At 74.0% G+C, this 17,826-nt stretch carries 15 protein-coding genes; 7 read left to right on the top strand and 8 right to left on the bottom strand.

Annotated features, from left to right (window positions below):
- Positions 1–23: 23 nt before the first annotated feature.
- The 5 genes from FGW31_RS19320 to FGW31_RS19340 are packed head-to-tail and all read right to left on the bottom strand — an operon-like array spanning position 24 to position 4,464.
- Positions 24–1,259 (bottom strand): cytochrome P450, encoded by a 1,236-nt coding sequence (locus FGW31_RS19320; protein WP_142194694.1) that lies wholly within the window; start codon positions 1,257–1,259, stop codon positions 24–26.
- Positions 1,256–1,894: a GTP-binding protein gene (locus tag FGW31_RS19325; protein WP_182675118.1), complete on the bottom strand. Its 639-nt coding sequence runs from the start codon at positions 1,892–1,894 to the stop codon at positions 1,256–1,258. Before FGW31_RS19325 ends, FGW31_RS19320 begins: the two co-directional genes overlap by 4 nt.
- Complete coding sequence (locus FGW31_RS19330) at positions 1,875–2,222, bottom strand: DUF742 domain-containing protein (protein ID WP_142194695.1); 348 nt, start codon at positions 2,220–2,222, stop codon at positions 1,875–1,877. The genes FGW31_RS19325 and FGW31_RS19330 overlap by 20 nt, the downstream gene beginning before the upstream one ends.
- Positions 2,219–2,626 carry a roadblock/LC7 domain-containing protein gene (locus tag FGW31_RS19335; RefSeq protein WP_142194696.1) on the bottom strand — a complete coding sequence of 136 codons (408 nt, stop codon included), beginning with the start codon at positions 2,624–2,626 and terminating at the stop codon, positions 2,219–2,221. The genes FGW31_RS19330 and FGW31_RS19335 overlap by 4 nt, the downstream gene beginning before the upstream one ends.
- Positions 2,623–4,464, bottom strand: a complete 1,842-nt coding sequence (locus FGW31_RS19340) for a sensor histidine kinase (protein WP_142194697.1) — start codon at positions 4,462–4,464, stop codon at positions 2,623–2,625. Before FGW31_RS19340 ends, FGW31_RS19335 begins: the two co-directional genes overlap by 4 nt.
- A 259-nt stretch (positions 4,465–4,723) precedes the next feature.
- On the opposite strand from FGW31_RS19340, the gene FGW31_RS19345 reads away from it, so the two are divergent.
- Positions 4,724–7,603, top strand: a complete 2,880-nt coding sequence (locus FGW31_RS19345; RefSeq protein WP_142194698.1) for an FAD-binding and (Fe-S)-binding domain-containing protein — start codon at positions 4,724–4,726, stop codon at positions 7,601–7,603.
- A 30-nt stretch (positions 7,604–7,633) separates the two neighbouring features.
- On the opposite strand, the gene FGW31_RS19350 is transcribed toward FGW31_RS19345, so the two are convergent.
- Positions 7,634–7,828 carry a hypothetical protein gene (locus FGW31_RS19350; RefSeq protein WP_182675121.1) on the bottom strand — a complete coding sequence of 65 codons (195 nt, stop codon included), beginning with the start codon at positions 7,826–7,828 and terminating at the stop codon, positions 7,634–7,636.
- Positions 7,829–7,916: 88 nt separating this feature from the next.
- The gene (locus tag FGW31_RS19355) at positions 7,917–8,369 is read right to left on the bottom strand and encodes an NUDIX hydrolase (RefSeq protein WP_142194699.1); all 453 of its coding nucleotides are present in this window, start codon (positions 8,367–8,369) and stop codon (positions 7,917–7,919) included.
- Positions 8,370–8,665: 296 nt separating this feature from the next.
- Here FGW31_RS19355 and FGW31_RS19360 point away from each other — a divergent pair, with 296 nt between their 5' ends.
- Positions 8,666–9,628: an EamA family transporter gene (locus FGW31_RS19360; RefSeq protein ID WP_142194700.1), complete on the top strand. Its 963-nt coding sequence runs from the start codon at positions 8,666–8,668 to the stop codon at positions 9,626–9,628.
- Positions 9,629–9,757: 129 nt separating this feature from the next.
- Complete coding sequence (locus tag FGW31_RS19365) at positions 9,758–10,624, top strand: NAD(P)H-binding protein (RefSeq protein WP_142194701.1); 867 nt, start codon at positions 9,758–9,760, stop codon at positions 10,622–10,624.
- Positions 10,625–10,699: 75 nt separating this feature from the next.
- On the opposite strand, the gene FGW31_RS19370 is transcribed toward FGW31_RS19365, so the two are convergent.
- A complete protein-coding gene (locus FGW31_RS19370; protein ID WP_142194702.1) occupies positions 10,700–11,596 on the bottom strand; it encodes a GNAT family N-acetyltransferase in 897 nt (298 codons plus the stop codon).
- A gap of 271 nt (positions 11,597–11,867) precedes the next feature.
- Here FGW31_RS19370 and FGW31_RS19375 point away from each other — a divergent pair, with 271 nt between their 5' ends.
- Genes FGW31_RS19375 through FGW31_RS19390 form a run of 4 tightly spaced genes read left to right on the top strand, consistent with a single transcriptional unit; the run spans position 11,868 to position 17,807 of the window.
- Entirely contained in the window at positions 11,868–12,665 is a 798-nt protein-coding gene (locus FGW31_RS19375) for a TIGR03084 family metal-binding protein (RefSeq protein ID WP_182675123.1), read from the top strand.
- On the top strand, positions 12,662–14,347 hold the full coding sequence (locus tag FGW31_RS19380; RefSeq protein ID WP_142194704.1) for an acyclic terpene utilization AtuA family protein: 1,686 nt from the start codon (positions 12,662–12,664) through the stop codon (positions 14,345–14,347). Before FGW31_RS19375 ends, FGW31_RS19380 begins: the two co-directional genes overlap by 4 nt.
- A complete protein-coding gene (locus tag FGW31_RS19385) occupies positions 14,344–15,951 on the top strand; it encodes an acyl-CoA carboxylase subunit beta (RefSeq protein ID WP_142194705.1) in 1,608 nt (535 codons plus the stop codon). The genes FGW31_RS19380 and FGW31_RS19385 overlap by 4 nt, the downstream gene beginning before the upstream one ends.
- A gap of 5 nt (positions 15,952–15,956) precedes the next feature.
- A complete protein-coding gene (locus FGW31_RS19390; protein WP_142194706.1) occupies positions 15,957–17,807 on the top strand; it encodes an acetyl/propionyl/methylcrotonyl-CoA carboxylase subunit alpha in 1,851 nt (616 codons plus the stop codon).
- The last annotated feature ends 19 nt before the right edge of the window (positions 17,808–17,826 follow it).

Genomic DNA, 17,826 nt, shown 5'->3' on the forward strand with positions numbered 1-17,826 from the left:
GCGGGTGCGTCCACCGCCGTGCGTCACGCGAGCGTGCCGTTCAGGGCGGGGGTCGGGGTGAAGGTGACCGGCAGTTCGGACAGCCCGCGCATGAACGGCGACGGCCGGCGTGTCAGCGAGGCGGCCGGTACCGCGAGGTCGATGTCCGGCAGCCGGTCCAGGAGCACCCCGATACCGGTGCGGGCGATGACCTCGGCGATCTCCTGGGCCGGGAACGGGCAGCGGTGGTCGCCGTGGCCAAAGGAGAAGTGGGCGTGGTTGCCGCCGGTCAGGGCCGAGCCGTCGGTGCGGACCTGGGGATCGGAGTTGGCGCCTTGGAGGCCGAGCAGCAGCAGGTCGCCGGCGCGGATCAGGCGGCCGCCGAGCCGGGTGTCGCGGGAGGCCCAGCGGCCGGCGACGTTCTGGTTCGGCGTGTCCTCCCACAGCACCTCGTTCATCGCCTCCGCGATGCTGTTGCGGCCGCCGAACAGGGACGCGGCGAACCGGTTGTCGGTCAGCATCAGGCGCAGCGAGTTGCCGATCCAGTCGGCGGTGGGCAGGTGGCCGGCGCCCAGCATCACCGTCAGGTCGTGGACGATCTCCTCGTCGGTGCAACCGGCGGGGTCGGCGAGCATCCGGGACACGACGTCGTCGGCGGGCTCCGCCCGGCGGGCGGCCACCAGCCGCGTCATCGACGTCAGCAGCAGCATCTGGCCCGAACGGTCGTGGTCGCGTCCGTCGGCTATGTCGTTGAGGGCGGTGACCAGGCCCGGCCCGTCCTCGTCGTCGAAGCCGAACAGCCAGGCCAGCACCCGTACCGGCAGCCGCATCGCGAACTCGCCGACGAGGTCGGCGGTGCCGCGCGGGCAGATCGCGTCGATCAGCTCGTCCGCGAACCGCTCCGTGCGGGTCCGCAGGTCGAACGGGTTCACCGCCTCCAGCGCGGCGACCAGCATCGCGGCCCGCCGGTGGTGCTCCTCACCGACCGTGTGCATGATCGACGGCTGTCTGCGGCTGATCATCGCCCGCAGCGGCCAGTCCTCGGGGATGTCGTCCCACTGGTTCCACAGTTCCGGGTCGCGGCTGAACAGCGCCGGGTCGCCGGTGACCTGGTGCAGTTCCCGGTAGCCGAGCACCAGCCAGGCCGGTACGTCGCCGTCGAGGAGGACCGGGACGACGCTGCCGTGCTCGCGCCGCATCTCCCGGTACGCCCTGGCCGGGTCGCTGTGGAGCAGCGGGCCGTTCAGGGGGACGGGGGCGGGATCGGGGGTGGTGCTCACACCAGCTCCTGACGGGTGGCTCGGGCGGGGTCGGCGTACAGGGCCCGGATGTGCTCCACCAGCGTGATCAGGACCAGCTTGCTGGACTCCCGGGACCGCGCGTCGCAGGTGATCAGCGGCACGTGCGGGTCGAGGTCGAGGGCGTCGCGGACCTGCTCCGTGGTGAAGGCGGGGCCGCCGAAGTCGTTGCAGGCGACGACGAACGGCGTGCCGTGCTTCTCCAGGCGGTCGATGGAGTACCAGGAGTCGTCGATGCGGCGGGTGTCGACGAGGACGACCGCGCCGAGGGCGCCGGAGAACAGCCGGTCCCACAGGAACCAGAAACGTTCCTGGCCGGGCGCGCCGAACAGGTACAGCACATTGCGCGCATCGAGCGAGATGCGGCCGAAGTCGAAGGCGACGGTGGTCGCGGTCTTGCCGCGCACCTCGCTGGTGTCGTCGACGTCCTCGCCGGCCCGGGTCATCATCTCCTCGGTGTCGAGGGGACGGATCTCGCTGACGGAGCGGACCATCGTCGTCTTGCCGACGCCGAAGCCGCCGACGACCACGATCTTGAGCCCGTTGTCGGCGGAGGCACGCAGCGGCGTACGCGTGTCAGGGGCCGGCGTGCGCGTCTCAGAGGTTGCGGAGTCCAACGAGCACCTGCTCCAGGATGTCGGGGTCGTAAACGGCGGACGTGCGGGGGTGGCGGGCGCTGACCCGGCCGGCCGCGAGGAGGTCGGAGAGCAGGATCCGGACGATGCTCACGGGCAGCTCCAGCTCGGCCGCGATCTCCACGACCGCCGTGGGGCTTTCGGTGATGCGCAGGATCGCCGCGTGCTCGGACTGCATGCCGGTCACCGGGGCGCATTCGGCGACGACCAGGGTCACCAGGTCGAAGGGGTTGTCGGGACCGGACCGGCTGCGTCCCTGGGTGAGGGTGTAGAGCCGGTCCGGGGCGTCGTCCCTGCCGGGCCTGCTCACGAGGTGCGCGGCGGGGAGGTCAGGTGCTCGCCGAGCTGTTCCACGAGCTCGCTCATGTTGTGGCCGATGAGGCCGGCGTCCGCGTCCTCGGTGGTGACGACGGCCAGGTGCGCGCCCTCGCCGGCCTCCACGATGAACAGGATGCCGCCGTAGAACTCGGTCATCGCCGAGCGCACGCCGCCGCTGCCGTCGCCGAACTCGACCGAGGCGCCGTGCGACAGGGACTGGATGCCGGCGGCGATCGCCGCCAGCTGGTCGGCCTGGTCGGTGGAGAGTTCCCGGGTGCGGCACAGCTTCAGGCCGTCACGGGACAGCACGAGCGCGTGTCGCGCGCCCGGCGTCCGCTCCAGCAGGCCCTCTATCAGCCAGGTGAGCTTCTCGTCGGCGGTCGTCGTGCCGGTCATGAGGTCGTGTCGCCTTCCGGGGTCGTGGGGTTGTTCTGTGCTGCGGGGGGCGTGTCGGTGTCGCGTCCGGCGCGTACGTCGTCCGCGGTGGGCGCGGTGGGCGCGGTGGCGGGGCGTGCGGGTGCGTCGTCCCCGGTGGGCGCCGCGGTGGTGGGGCGGACGGCCCGGCGGAAGCTGCTGAAGCGGGCCGTGCGGGCCCGGGTCTCCTCGGCGGTGGGCGCGGGACGCGGATCGGCGGTGCGGCCGGCGGACCAGGTGCGTTCGGCGTCGGCGAGGGTCCGGCCGCGCCGGCGGCGGGGCAGCACCAGCGGGGGCGCCTCGCCGTCCGGGGCCGCGGACTCGTGCTCGGGCACCGGGTCGTGCCGGTGGTCGGGGGCGGCCGGGGCGGGCTTCGTGCGGCTGCTACGGCGGCGGGGGAGGCCCGCGGACGTCGGCTCGGCCGTCGGCTCGGCGGGCGGTGCGGGGCGGTCGGCGGCCCGGGCGGCGGCGGCTGCCGGCTCCTCGGACGGGATGGCCGGTGCGGTCCGGGCGGCGATGGCGGCCGTGGCGGCGGTGGCGGTCGTGGCGGGTGTGGTGGTCGCTTCACCGGCCGGTGCGGTGGCGGTCGTGGCGGTCGCCTCACCGGCCCGTGCGGTGGTGGCCGACGAGGTGGCGGCCGGTGCGGTGCCGGTGGACTCAGGCGCGGACGCCCCCGTCGTCACGAGGAGTTCCTGCGGTATCAGCATCAGTGCGCTGGTGCCGCCGCGGGCCGAGGGGCGGTAGGAGACCTTGAGGCCGTACCGCCGGGCCAGCCGGCCGACCACGGCCAGGCCGAGCCGGGTGCCGGTGAGGCCGCCGAGATCCGTGGACTCGCCGGAGACGGCGCGTTCGGCGCGGCGCAGCTGGACGTCGCTCATGACGAGTCCGCTGTCCTCGACGGACACGATGATGCCGGACGGGACTTCCTCGACGTAGACGTGGACCTCGGCGGTCGGCGGCGAGAAGTTCGCGGCGTTGTCGAGGAGTTCGGCGAGCGCGTGCATCACGCCCTCGGCGGCGTGTCCGGCGACGGCGGTGTCGCTGGCGGAGTGGGCGCGGACGCGCTGGTAGCCGCCGATCCGGCCCATGGCGCCGCGCAGGATCGACTCCATGGCGATGGGCCGCGCCCAGCGGCGGCCGGAGCGGGCGCCGGTGAGGACGGCGACGGAGTCGGCGAGCCGGCCGGCCTGCGCGGTGCGGTGGTCGAGGTGGAGCAGGTCGGCGAGGACCTCCTCGTCGTGGTGCTTGTCCTCCATGGCGCGCAGGTCGGCGAGCATGCCGGTGGCGAGGGCCTGCATGCGGCCGGCGGCGTTGGCGGTCGCGGACAGCGCGGCGGCACGGGCGCTCTCGGCCTCGCGCAGCCGGGCGTCCAGCCGTGCGACGTGGGCGGCGTGCTCCTCGGTGAGGCGGTCCGTCGTGGCGGTGTGCTCCTCGGTGAGGCGGTCCGTCGTGGCGGTGTGCTCCTCGGTGAGGCGTGCGCGTTCCGCGGTGCGCTCCTCGGTGAGCCGCGCCAGTTCGGCGGTGTGCTCCTCGGTGAGCCGGTTCTGTTCCTTGAGCAGCCGGCCGAGGTCCTCGGTGACGGTGTCCAGGCGGGTCCGTGCCGCGCGCGCCGACGCGACGGCACGGTCGGCCACGGTGACTGCCGCGCACAGCAGCAGGCCGGCGACCGTCCCGGTCACCGCGAGCGCGCCACGCGCGGGCTCCGGCCCGGCGAACACGGCGGCGGCGACCGCGAGCGCGGCGAGTACCGCGGTGAGCAGCGGCACGGTCAGCGGGCTGCGGGGGCCGTCGGTGCGGTCACCGGGGAGGGGAGGGGTCATCGTTCAGGGTCCTCGGTCGGGTCCGCGGGTGTGCACCGTCGTCCGCACGGCGGCCCGCTTGTGTCCATGGGGTTGCCGGAACCGAATCCGGTCGCTTCACGAGCGAGGGCCGACAACTACGCGCAACTCGCGGTCACTATATGTGAGTCACTGATCGACTTGGGAGGGGCTGTGCTTCCGTTTTTTTCCGTGCGCGGATACCGGGGTTTTTCCGCGCGCGGACACCGGCGGCAGGTCACGGCGCGGGCATCCTGAGGACATGACGGATCTCCGGGAACTGCGGGCCGGGCTGCGCGCGGTCGTGCGCGGCGACGTCGACTTCGGTACGACCGCGCGTGCCCTGACCACGATGGACGCCTCCAACTACCGCCGGGTGCCGCTCGGTGTGGTGGCGCCGCGGGACGCCGACGACGTGGCGGCGGCCCTGTCGGTGTGCCGGTCGTACGGCGTGCCCGTGGTTCCGCGCGGCGGCGGTACGTCCATTGCCGGGCAGGCCACCGGCACCGGTGTGGTGCTCGACTTCACCCGCCACATGAACCGTCTGCTGTCCCTCGACCCGGGAGCACGCACGGCCGTCGTGCAGCCCGGTCTCGTCCTCGACCGTCTCCAGGAGGCCGCCGCCCCGCACGGCCTGCGCTTCGGCCCCGATCCGTCCACGCACAGCCGCTGCACCCTCGGCGGCATGATCGGCAACAACTCCTGCGGCTCCCACTCGGTCGCCTGGGGCACCACGGCCGACAGTGTGCGGGAGCTGTCGGTGCTCACCGCGCGCGGGGACCGTCTGCGTCCCGGCCGGGACTGGGCCGGGGCCCCGGCGGGCCTGCGGGAGCTGGTGGACGGCGAACTGGCCCGGCTGCGCACCGGCTTCCCGGACCTGCCGCGCCGCATCTCCGGGTACGCCGTGGACGCGCTGCTGCCGGAGCGGGGCGGCGACGTCGCCCGTTCGTTCTGCGGCTCGGAGGGCACGCTCGGCGTGCTCACGGAGGCGGTCGTGGACCTCGTGCCGGCGCCGCCCGCGCGTGCGCTCGCCGTGCTGGCGTACGCCGACGAGAGCGGGGCCGCCGAAGCGGCGGCGGGCCTGCTCGCGCACGGGCCGCTGACCGTGGAGGGCATGGCGGCGGACCTGGTGCCGTCCGCCGTGGACCTTCCGCGCGGCGGGGCCTGGCTGTTCGTGGAGACCGGCGGCGACACGGCGGCGGAGGCACGCGCGCGGGCGGAGGCGATCGTCCGCGCGGCGGACGTCCTGGACTCGCTCGTGGTCACCGACCCGGCCGGGCAGCGCGCGCTGTGGCGGATCCGGGAGGACGCGAGCGGCACCGCGACCCGGATGCCGGACGGCACGGAGGCCTGGCCCGGCTGGGAGGACTGCGCGGTGCCGCCCGCCCGGCTCGGCGCCTACCTGCGGGACTTCCGCGCGCTGCTCGCCGGCCACGGGCTGCGCGGCACGCCGTACGGGCACTTCGGCGACGGCTGCATCCATGTCCGGATCGACTTCGACCTGTTGACCGGTCCGGGCGTGGCCCGCTTCCGGCGTTTCTCCGAGGAGCTGGCCGACCTGGTCGTCGCCCACGGCGGCTCACTGTCGGGGGAGCACGGCGACGGACAGGCCCGCGCCGAACTGCTGCCGCGCATGTACGGCGCGGAGGCGGTCACGCTCTTCGAACGCGTCAAGGCCCTCTGGGACCCGGACGACCTGCTCAACCCGGGCATGCTGGTCCGTCCGGCGCCCCTGGACGCGAACCTCCGCTTCGCCGTCCTCCCGCGCGAACCCGTGGACGTGACCTTCGGCTATCCGGCCGACGGCGGCGACTTCTCCGCGGCGGTGCGCCGCTGCGTGGGCGTCGCCAAGTGCCGTACGACGTCCGTGGCCGGGCCCGCCGTGATGTGCCCGTCGTTCCGGGCCACCGGCGAGGAGGAGCACTCCACGCGCGGCCGCGCCCGTCTGCTGCACGAGATGCTCGCCGGTGAACTGGTCACCGACGGCTGGCGGTCCACGGAGGTACGGGACGCGCTCGACCTGTGCCTGTCCTGCAAGGGCTGCCGCTCGGACTGCCCGGTCGGGGTCGACATGGCCACGTACAAGGCGGAGTTCCTGCACCACCACTACGCCGGCCGCCTCCGTCCCGCGGCGCACTACGTCATGGGCGGGCTGCCGGTGTGGCTGCGCTGGGTGGCGCGGACCAGGTCGGCGGCGGTCGTCAACGCCCTGGCCGCCGTGCGCGCGCTCGCGGGCCCGGCGAAACGGCTGGGCGGGATCGCCGCCGAGCGGGACGTGCCCCGGGTCGCGCGGGAGCCGTTCACCCGCTGGTGGCGGCGGCGGAGGAGGACCGGCACGCCCGGCCCCGGCGCGCCCCTGGTGGTGCTCTGGCCGGACACCTTCACCGAGCACCTGTCGCCGTCCGTGGGCCGGGCGGCCGTACGGGTGCTGGAGGCGGCGGGGCTGCGCGTGACGTTGCCTCCGACAGTGCGGCCGGGCGGCGGCCGGATCGGCGACGCCCGCTCGCGCTCGCCGCTGTCGCTGCTGGCCGTGCGCAGGGGCCGGGTCTGCTGCGGCCTGACGTACATCTCCACGGGCCGGCTCGACCAGGCCCGAGCGGTGCTGCGCCGCACCCTGGACCTGCTGGAACCCGTCCTGGCCACCGACGCGCCCGTGGTCGTCCTGGAGCCGAGCTGCGCGGCGGCCCTGCGCACGGACGCCCCGGAGCTGCTGCACGACGACCCGCGCGCGGCGCAGCTCGCCGCGCGGGTCCTGACGTTCGCGGAAACCCTGGAGCGGCACGCCCCGGACTGGACACCTCCGCCCCTGAACCGTCCCGTCACCGGCCAGACCCACTGCCACCAGCACGCGGTGCTGGGCGACGGGCCCGACCGCCGGCTGCGCGCGGCGGCGGGCCTCACCGGTGAACTGAGCGGTGGCTGCTGCGGCCTGGCGGGCAACTTCGGTTTCGAGCGGGGCCATTACGAGGTCTCGGCGGCCTGCGCGGAGGACCGGCTCCTGCCGTCGGTACGGGAGGCACCGGGAGACGCGGTCGTCCTGGCCGACGGCTTCTCCTGCCGGACGCAGCTGGACCAGTTGGCGGGCGTACGGGGACGGCATCTGGCGGAGGTGCTGGCGACTGCTCTGGAAGAAGAAGAGTGAGCAGTCACCGCTCTTGTGTCTTCTCGGCGCTCAGTTGAGCCGCTCCAGCCTCCGGCCCCGGCTGTCCGACACGCGCAGCGCGTCGGCGAGGGCTTCGGTGAGGCACTCGGCGAGGTAGCGCAGCTCACCGTGCGGTGTCTCCGGGAGCGGGCCCCGGGCGTGGGCGGGCAGTTCCCGGACCATCCCGAGCTGCACGGCCTCGGTGGTGTCGGCGAGCCGGGACACGATGCCGCCGTCGTCGGTCGTTCGTCGCCAAGCAGCCCGAAGGCGACAGCGGGGCGTAACGCCCGCAGCGGCATCCGTACCGGCGCCCTCAGGGAACCGTCTCGCCCCGCACCAGCACACGGCTCACCGTCTGGACGCCCTCCGGGAGGTCGTCCGGGTGGCACCAGCGGGCCTCCAGGATCTCGGAGGGGTCGAGGCGCAGTTCGCCACCCAGCAGGCGGGCCTCGTAGGCCACCTCCACACGTGTGCGGAGACCACTGCTCAGCATGACCAGGCCGCCCACCTCCACATCGAGGCCGGTCTCCTCCTTGACCTCGCGCACGACGGTCGTCCGGAAGTCCTCGCCCTTGCGGGCGAAGCCGCTCGGCAGGCCCCACTGCCGGCCCGGCGGCCACATCCGGTGCCGGAGCAGCAGGACCCGCCCCTCCTCGTCCCGCACGACCCCGGTCACACCGATCACGAACTTGGCGTTCAGGAACCACATGACGCGGCTCTGAACGGGGCGCAGGAACTGCCAGACGCGGGCAAGGAGTCGTCGCACGGGACCTCGGTGGATGGGGTGGAGCGGCACGGCTGAGCCACGGTGACGGTACCCGCAGCGCGCCCGGCCCCGGCGACCCGCTCCCGGCCCGGAGGCGTCCCGGTGCGTGAGAGCGCGGTCCGGATGACGGAACCGAGTTGACCCGGCGGCACGAGGGACCCATCGTCAGGTACGTCATCCCTTCATGGTCCTGTCAGCAGGACCTGGAGGTCATTACTATGGACTGGACAGTGCATTGTGATGCACGATGTCCGGCAGAGTTGCTCCACTTCGTACCGAGTCCCGAGGAAGTTCCCGTGACCACCCCCAGCGCCGCCACCCCGTCCACCGCACCCGCGACGGGTCAGCCCGGCCCCGCGCCCGCGCCGGACGGTGCGCCGCGCGGACGCGGAGCGCTGGGGTCGGTGGGTCTGGTGCTGGCCGGCGGGATCTCCGTGCAGTTCGGCGGGGCGCTCGCGGTCACGCTGATGCCGCGCGCCGGTGCGCTCGGCGTCGTGACGCTGCGACTGCTGGTGGCCGCCGTCGTCCTGATGGTGCTGTGCCGGCCCCGGCTGCGCGGACACTCGCGCACCGACTGGGGCACGGTGATCGTCTTCGGTGTCGCCATGGCCGCGATGAACGGCCTCTTCTACCAGTCCGTCGCCCGCATCCCGCTCGGCCCCGCGGTCACCCTGGAGGTCCTCGGCCCGCTCGCGCTGTCCGTCCTCGCCTCCCGCCGCGCCGTCAACCTCGTCTGGGCCGCCCTGGCCCTCGCCGGGGTCTTTCTCCTCGGAGGCGGCGGCGGCTTCAGCGGACTGGACCCGCTGGGTGTCGCCTTCGCACTGGGCGCCGGCGCCATGTGGGCGGCGTACATCGTCTTCAGCGCCCGCACGGGCCGCCGCTTCCCGCAGGCCGACGGGCTGGCCCTCGCGATGGCCGTGGCGGCCGTGCTCTTCCTGCCGCTGGGCGTGATCGAGTCCGGCACCAGACTCGTCGAGCCCACGACCCTCGCCCTGGGCGCCGCGGTCGCACTGCTCTCCTCCGTCCTGCCCTACACCCTCGAACTGCTCGCCCTGCGCCGCCTGCCCGCCTCCACCTTCGCGATCCTGATGAGCCTCGAACCGGCCCTGGCCGCCACGGCCGGTTTCCTCATCCTTGACCAGGCCCTGTCCGCCGCCGAGGCCGCCGCCATCGCCCTGGTCATCGCGGCGAGCATGGGCGCGGTGCGCACCCAGGTGGGCCGGGTGCGCCCGAAGGGCCCGAAGGCCGAGCGCCGTTAGCCGTCGTTCGTCGACCGACGTCGGAACGTTCCTCGAACCGGGGCCGCCCACCTGGGCATTCGCCGTGCGTGCGGCCTCGTCCACGGGGCGCCGCGGAATACTGCGAGCAGGGCCGGGGCTGACCTGATCATGGGTGAGATTCTCGTGACGGGCGCGACGGGCAATGTCGGTCGACACGTTGCCGTTCAGCTCCTGGCCGCAGGCACCGCGGTGCGGGCCCTGGTACGTGATCCCGCAACGGCTGCGTTACCGGAGGGAGCCGAGGCGGTCCGCGGCGACCTGGCCGATCCGGACACGCTGGAGCGGGCACTGACGGGATCGGGCACAGTGTTCCTGATCTGGCCGTTCCTGACGACCGAGGGCGCTCCCGCCGTGCTGGAGGCGATGGCACGGCATGCGCGCCGCATCGTCTATCTCTCGTCGTCGGGTGTGAACGAGGACGCCGAACGGCAGACCGATCCCATCAACCAGCTCCACGCCGACATGGAGCGCCTGATCGAGAGGTCCGGCCTGGACTGGACCGTCCTGCGGTCGAGCACCATCGCCTCCAACGCGCGGGGCTGGGCCGAGCAGATCCGCACCACGCACGTCGTTCGCGGGCCCGACATCGCCCCTACGGCGGTGATCCACGAGCGCGACGTCGCGGCCGTGGCGGTACACGCACTGACCGACGACGGGCACGTGGGCGCGAAGCACGTCCTGACCGGCCCGCAGGTGTTGAGCAGAGCCGAGCAGGTACGTGCGATCCAGGAAGCGGTCGGCCGCCCGCTGGCCTTCGAGAAGGTGCCCGTGCAGGTTGCGCGGGAGCAGATGCTCGCCGACGGCAGGCCGCCTGCCCTCGTCGAGGCGCTGTTGGCCAGCGCTGAGACGCGGCCCGCATCGAACGTGATCACCTCCACGGTGGAGGAGATCACGGGAGTGCCCGCACGCACGTTCCGCGCCTGGGCGGAGGAGCATGCGGAGGAATTCCGTCAGGTCCGCCGAGGCCCGGCCTGAAACTGCCTCCGAGTGCGGTGAACGGCAGGCTCAGGGCCTGCCGTTCGGATCATCCCGGCATCCGCTCGACAGCCGCTAGCCGACGGGCCCGGCCGGCGTGAAGTCGTACGCGAGGAAGTCGGTGACGCGGCGGTAGCCGAGGCGCCGGTAGAGGGCGTTGCTGGTGGGGTTGGCCGCGTTGGTGTACAGCACGACCTCCTCGGCGCCGGCCGCCCGCGCGGCCCGGCTCACCTCGACCGTCACGGCCGCCCCGTAGCCGCGTCCGCGCAGGTGGGCCGGGGTGTAGACGGGGTCGATCCGGACCTGGCCGCCGGCCGGCGGGTTCGCGCCCGCCATGGACACGGGCGTGCCGTCCGCGGTCTCCCAGTAGGTGTAGCGCTTCTCGGCGAAACGCGTCCCGACCCACGTGCCGGCGTTGATGGTGACCTCCTCGCCGACGTCCGCGGCGAACGCCCGGCACCAGTCCATGAGGTGCTCGTGCTCCCGCTCGCCCACGAGGCGGCCCCGGCCCTCCGGGAACGGCTCCGGAGGCGTGAGCGTGCCCAGCCGGTACAGGTGGAGCCGGACGCGGACCGTCGGCTCGGCGCCCGTGTGCCGCTGCCAGGCCGCGGCGAACGCGGCAGCCGTCTCGTGGTCCGCGGTGACGCCGGCGAGCGGGCGGCCGAGGCGGGCCCAGAGGGCGGCGAGGGCGTCGGCCTGCTCCGGGGAGAGGGAGGTGAGCATCAGGCGCCGGGAGGCACGCCGGTGGAAGAGGACGGCGCGCACCTCGCCCCGCTCCTCCAGCCGGCCGAGGACACGGGCTTCGGAGCCGGGCGCGTCCGGCCCCTGTGCCCGCCACTTCTCCAGCATCGACAACTGCGTGGTGTGCAGCGCCGGCCGCGAACGCAGGAAGTCCCCGGCCCGGTCGAGGAAGTCCTCGATGTCAGCGGGGTTCTCGGTTTCCTCGGTCAGGTGCCAGTCGTCCGCGCGCATGCGCCCCATGATCCTCGACCGGCCCGGCCGGCGACCGGGAATCCACCGAACACGGCACCGCACCGCACCACGCGCCGCCACCGGAATCACCGCACGTCACCGCTCGTCACCGCACCTCACCGCCCGCACCTCACCGTCCGGCCCCGCCGCGGTCACCGTTGCGCCGCCACAGAAATTAATGCAAGCACGCTTGCTTGTTTCTGGTGGTGCTGCCATGCTCCAGCACAACCGCGCCGCACACCGCCGTGTCCGTGCCCGAGGGGAGCGCCTCGTGTCCGATCCGTCGCCCGTCATCGACGACCTGCGTGAGGAGAGCGAGGAGCTCGACCGGCTGGTGGCCGGGCTGAGCCCGCGCCGGTGGACGCTGCCGACACCCGCACCGGGCTGGACCGTGGCCCACCAGATCGCCCACCTGGTGTGGACCGACCGCTCGGCGCTGCTCGCCGTCACCGACGCCGACGGCTTCCGGGCCCTGACCGACAAGGCCCTCGCCGCACCGCACACCTTCGTCGACGAGGGCGCCGAGGAGTACGCCCGGCTCGCGCCCGCCGATCTGCTCGCCCGGTGGCGCGAGGGGCGCGCCGCGCTGGAGAAGGCACTGCGGAACGGACCGCCCGGCGCCCGCTTCCCCTGGTACGGGCCACCCATGTCCGCCGCCTCCATGGCCACAGCCCGCCTCATGGAGACCTGGGCGCACGGACTCGACGTGGCCGACGCGATCGGTGTGATGCGGCCACCCACCGCACGGCTCAGGCATGTGGCCCGACTCGGTGTGCGTACCCGGGACTTCGCCCACCGGGTGCACGGACTCACCCCGCCCGCCGACCCGTTCCGCGTCGAACTGCGCGCCCCGGACGGCGACCTGTGGACCTACGGCCCCGAGGACGCCGGACAGCGCGTCACCGGACCCGCGCTCGACTTCTGCCTCCTGGTCACCCGACGCGCCCACCGCGCCGACCTCGCGCTCACCGCCGAGGGCCCGGACGCCGACCGCTGGCTGGACGTCGCCCAGGCCTTCGCCGGCCCGCCCGGCGAGGGACGGACACCGAAGGGGGACACCGCGCGGTGACCGCGACGCCCCTGCGCATCGGCAACTTCTCCGGCTTCTACGGCGACCGCCTGGACGCACTGCGCGAGATGCTCACCGGCGGCGGGACCGACGTCCTCACCGGCGACTACCTCGCCGAGCTGACCATGCTGATCCTCGCCCGCGACCGGCTGAAGGACCCCGGCGCCGGATACGCCCGCACCTTCCTGCGGCAACTGGAGGACTGCCTCGGCCTCGCCCACGAGCGCGGGGTCAGACTTGTCACCAACGCGGGCGGGCTGAACCCGGCCGGACTCGCCGACGCGGTACGGCAGCTGGCCGGGCGGCTCGGCATCCCGGTGCGGGTCGCCCACGTCGAGGGCGACGACCTCACCGCGCGGTATCCCGGCAGCCTCGCCGCCCACGCCTACCTCGGCGGTTTCGGGATCGCCGCCTGCCTGCGCGCCGGCGCCGACGTCGTCGTCACCGGGCGGGTCACCGACGCGGCGCTGGTCACCGGGCCCGCCGCCGCCCACTTCGGCTGGTCGGCGACGGATCACGACCGGCTCGCCGGAGCCGTCGTCGCCGGGCACGTGCTGGAGTGCGGCACCCAGGCCACCGGCGGCAACTACGCCTTCTTCCGGGGCGCGGGCGACCTGCGCCGGCCCGGGTTCCCGCTCGCCGAGATCCACGCCGACGGCAGCAGCGTCGTCACCAAGCACCCCGGCACCGGCGGCCTCGTCGACACGGGCACCGTCACCGCGCAACTGCTGTACGAGACGGCCGGCGCCCGGTACGCGGGCCCCGACGTCACCGCCCGGCTGGACACCGTACGGATCGGCCCGGACGGGACCGACCGGGTGCGGATCGAGGGCGTCCGGGGTGAGGCGCCGCCGCCCGGGCTCAAGGTCGGGGTGAACCGGCTCGGCGGGTTCCGGAACGAGGTCGTGTTCGTGCTGACCGGGCTCGACATCGAGGCCAAGGCGGCGCTCGTGCGGGAGCAGATGACGGACGCGCTCGCCAAGTCCCCGCCCGCACAGGCGCGTTGGGAACTGATACGCACCGACCGGCCCGACGCCGCCACCGAGGAGACCGCGAGCGCCCTGCTGCGGCTCGTCGTACGGGACCCGGAGCGGGAGGCGGTCGGGCGGGCGCTGAGCGGTGCCGCCGTCGAACTGGCCCTGGCCAGCTATCCCGGATTCCATGTGCTGGCCCCACCGGGAAAGGGCTCACCGTATGGGGTGTTCGAGGATGCGTACGTCCCCCATGGCGAGGTCGACCATGTGGCCGTCCTCCACGACGGCCGCCGTGTCCCCGTGCCGCCGCCCCAGGACACCGCCGTTCTCACGGACGTACCGGAACCACCGCTGCCGGAGCCGCTGCCTCCGGGACCCGTGCGGAGGGCGCCGCTCGGGCTCGTCGCCGGGGCCCGCAGCGGGGACAAGGGCGGCGACGCCAACGTCGGCGTGTGGGCGCGCGACGACCGCGCCTGGCGGTGGCTCGCGCACGAGCTGACCGCCGAGCGGTTCCGGCAGCTGATCCCCGAGGCCGCCGCCCTGCCCGTCACCCGGCACGTGCTGCCGAACCTGCGCGCCGTGAACTTCGTGGTCGAGGGCATCCTCGGCGAAGGCGTCGCGGCGCAGGCCCGTTTCGACCCCCAGGCCAAGGCGCTCGGCGAATGGCTTCGCTCCCGGCACCTCGACATACCGGAGGCCCTGCTGTGACGGTCCTCGACTCCGCCCTCGACACGACCGGCCCCGAGTACCGCGAGCACCGCGAGGCGATGCTCGCCAAGCTCGCCGCGCTCGACGCCGAACACGCCAAGGCCCTCGCCGGCGGCGGCGAGAAGTACGTGGCACGCCACCGCGGACGCGGCAAGCTGCTCGCCCGCGAACGCATCGAACTGCTCCTCGACCCCGACACGCCGTTCCTGGAGCTGTCCCCGCTGGCCGCCTGGGGCAGCGAGGCCCCCGCATACACCGTCGGGGCCTCCCTCGTCACCGGCATCGGCGTCGTCGAGGGCGTGGAGTGCCTGATCACGGCCAACGACCCGACCGTGCGCGGCGGCGCCAGCAACCCGTGGAGCCTGAAGAAGGCCCTGCGCGCCCACGACATCGCGCTCGCCAACCGGCTGCCCCTGATCAGCCTCGTGGAGTCCGGCGGCGCCGACCTGCCCTCGCAGAAGGAGATCTTCATCCCGGGCGGCGCGATCTTCCGCGACCTGACCCGGCTGTCGGCGGCCGGCATCCCCACCGTCGCCGTCGTGTTCGGCAACTCCACCGCCGGCGGCGCGTACGTCCCCGGCATGTCCGACCACGTGATCATGGTGAAGGAGCGGGCCAAGGTGTTCCTCGGCGGCCCGCCGCTGGTGAAGATGGCCACCGGCGAGGAGAGCGACGACGAGTCCCTCGGCGGCGCCGACATGCACGCGCGGGTGTCGGGCCTCGCCGACCACTTCGCCGTAGACGAGCCGGACGCGCTGCGCCAGGCCCGCCGGGTCGTGGCCCGCCTCAACCACCGCAAGGCGTACCGGGATCCGGGCCCGGCCGCCCCGCCCAAGTACTCCGAGGACGAACTCCTCGGCATCGTCCCCGGCGACCTGAAGACCCCCTTCGACCCGCGCGAGGTCATCGCCCGGATCGTCGACGCCTCCGACTACGACGAGTTCAAACCGCTGTACGGCACCAGCCTGACCACCGGCTGGGCCGGCCTGCACGGCTATCCCGTCGGCATCCTCGCCAACGCCCGGGGGGTGCTGTTCAGCGAGGAGTCCCAGAAGGCCGCCCAGTTCATCCAGCTCGCCAACCAGCGCGACATCCCCCTGCTGTTCCTGCACAACACCACCGGCTACATGGTCGGCCGGGAGTACGAGCAGGGCGGCATCGTCAAACACGGCGCGATGATGATCAACGCGGTCAGCAACTCGAAGGTCCCGCACCTGTCGGTGCTCATGGGCGCGTCGTACGGCGCCGGGCACTACGGCATGTGCGGACGCGCCTACGACCCGCGCTTCCTGTTCGCCTGGCCCAGCGCCAAGTCCGCCGTCATGGGCCCGCAGCAGCTCGCCGGCGTGCTGTCCATCGTCGCCCGCCAGTCGGCGGCGGCCAAGGGACAGCCGTACGACGACGAGGCGGACGCGGGACTGCGCGCCGTGGTGGAGCAGCAGATCGAAGCCGAGTCGCTGCCCATGTTCCTGTCCGGGCGGCTGTACGACGACGGCGTCATCGACCCGCGCGACACCCGCACCGTCCTCGGCCTGTGCCTGTCGGCCATCCACACCGCGCCCTACCAGGGCGCGCGCGGTGGCTTCGGCGTCTTCCGGATGTGAGGCCCGTGATTACTTCCGTTCTGGTGGCGAACCGCGGCGAGATCGCCTGCCGGGTCGCCCGCACCTGCCACGAGCTGGGCATCCGCACGGTCGCCGTGCACTCGGACGCCGACGAGCACGCGCTCCACGCGCGCGTCGCCGACACGGCCGTACGGCTGCCGGGCTCGGCGCCCGCCGACACCTATCTGCGCGGCGACCTGATCGTGAAGGCCGCCCTCGCCGCCGGCGCGGACGCCGTCCACCCCGGCTACGGCTTCCTCTCCGAGAACGCCGCCTTCGCCCGCGCCGTCCGCGACGCCGGACTGGTGTGGATCGGCCCGCCGCCGGAGGCGATCGAGGCGATGGCGTCCAAGACGCGCGCCAAGGAACTCATGGGCGTCGAGCCGCTGCGCGAGGTCACCGAGGCCGCCCTGCCGGTGCTGGTGAAGGCCGCGGCGGGCGGCGGCGGCCGCGGCATGCGCGTCGTACGGCGGCTCGCGGACCTCGACGGCGCACTGGCCGCCGCCCGCGCCGAGGCCGCGAGCGCCTTCGGCGACGGCGAGGTGTTCGTGGAGCCGTACCTCGGCGGCGAGGCGGGCGGACGCCACGTCGAGGTACAGGTCCTCGCCGACACCCACGGCACCGTGTGGACGCTCGGCACCCGCGACTGCTCCCTCCAGCGCCGCCACCAGAAGGTGATCGAGGAGGCCCCGGCGCCCGGCCTGTCCCGGCGCCTCACCGACGAACTGCACGCCCTCGCCGTACGGGCCGCCCGCGCCGTCGGCTACACCGGTGCCGGCACCGTCGAGTTCCTCGTCGCCGGCGAGCGGGCGCACTTCCTGGAGATGAACACCCGCCTCCAGGTCGAACACCCCGTCACCGAGGCCGTGTTCGGCGTCGACCTGGTCGCCGAGCAGATCCGCATCGCCGAGGGCCACGCCCTGGACGACACCCCGCCGCCCGCGCGCGGCCACGCCGTCGAGGCCCGCCTCTACGCCGAGGACCCCGCCCGCGACTGGTCCCCGCAGACCGGCCGCCTGCACCGCCTCGCCGTCCCCGGCACCGTCCGCCTGGACACCGGCTACAGCGACGGCGACGACATCGGCGTCCACTACGACCCGCTGCTCGCCAAGGCCGTCGCCCACGCGCCCACCCGCGCCGAGGCGATCCGCAAGCTCGCCTCCGCCCTGGAACGCGCGGTGATCCACGGCCCCGTCACCAACCGCGACCTCCTCGTCCGCTCGCTGAGACACGAGGAGTTCGCGCAGGCCCGCATGGACACCGGCTTCTACGACCGCCACCTGCCCGAGCTGACCGCACCGGCCCCGGACCCGTACGCACCGCTGGCCGCAGCCCTCGCCGACGCCCACGGCCGCTCCCGCTTCGGCGGCTGGCGCAACCTGCCCTCACAGCCGCAGACCAGGCGCTACGCGACGGCCGGCGAGGAGCACGAGGTGCGCTACCGGCACACCCGGGACGGACTCACGGCCGACGGCGTCCACGTGGTCCACGCCGACGCCGCTCTCGTCGTCCTCGACGTGGACGGCGTACGACGCCGCTACGAGGTCAGCCGCTACGGCGACCGCGTGTACGTCGGCGCCACCGCCCTCACCGCCCTGCCCCGCTTCCCCGACCCCACCGTCCAGCACGCCCCCGGCTCCCTGCTCGCCCCCATGCCCGGCACGGTCGTCCGCATCGCCGACGGCCTGGCCGAGGGAGCCGCGGTGGAGGCCGGACAGCCCCTGCTGTGGCTGGAGGCGATGAAGATGCAGCACAGGATCACGGCCCCGGCCACCGGAACCCTCACCGCCCTCCACGCGACACCGGGACAGCAGGTGGAGCCCGGCATGCTGCTCGCGGTGGTGCAGCCGGCCTGAGAGGCGCGGTGACCCGCGC

The sequence above is a fragment of the Streptomyces calvus genome, assembly GCF_006782915.1.
GTDB lineage: Bacteria > Actinomycetota > Actinomycetes > Streptomycetales > Streptomycetaceae > Streptomyces > Streptomyces calvus.

What these genes read in the sequence shown, in the direction of transcription:
- FGW31_RS19335 (WP_142194696.1), bottom strand. Translation starts at nt 2,626, where the DNA reads ATGACCGGCACGACGACCGCCGACGAGAAGCTCACCTGGCTGATAGAG.
- FGW31_RS19340 (WP_142194697.1), bottom strand. Translation starts at nt 4,464, where the DNA reads ATGACCCCTCCCCTCCCCGGTGACCGCACCGACGGCCCCCGCAGCCCG.
- FGW31_RS19345 (WP_142194698.1), top strand. Translation starts at nt 4,724, where the DNA reads ATGACGGATCTCCGGGAACTGCGGGCCGGGCTGCGCGCGGTCGTGCGC.
- FGW31_RS19365 (WP_142194701.1), top strand. Translation starts at nt 9,758, where the DNA reads ATGGGTGAGATTCTCGTGACGGGCGCGACGGGCAATGTCGGTCGACAC.
- FGW31_RS19370 (WP_142194702.1), bottom strand. Translation starts at nt 11,596, where the DNA reads ATGCGCGCGGACGACTGGCACCTGACCGAGGAAACCGAGAACCCCGCT.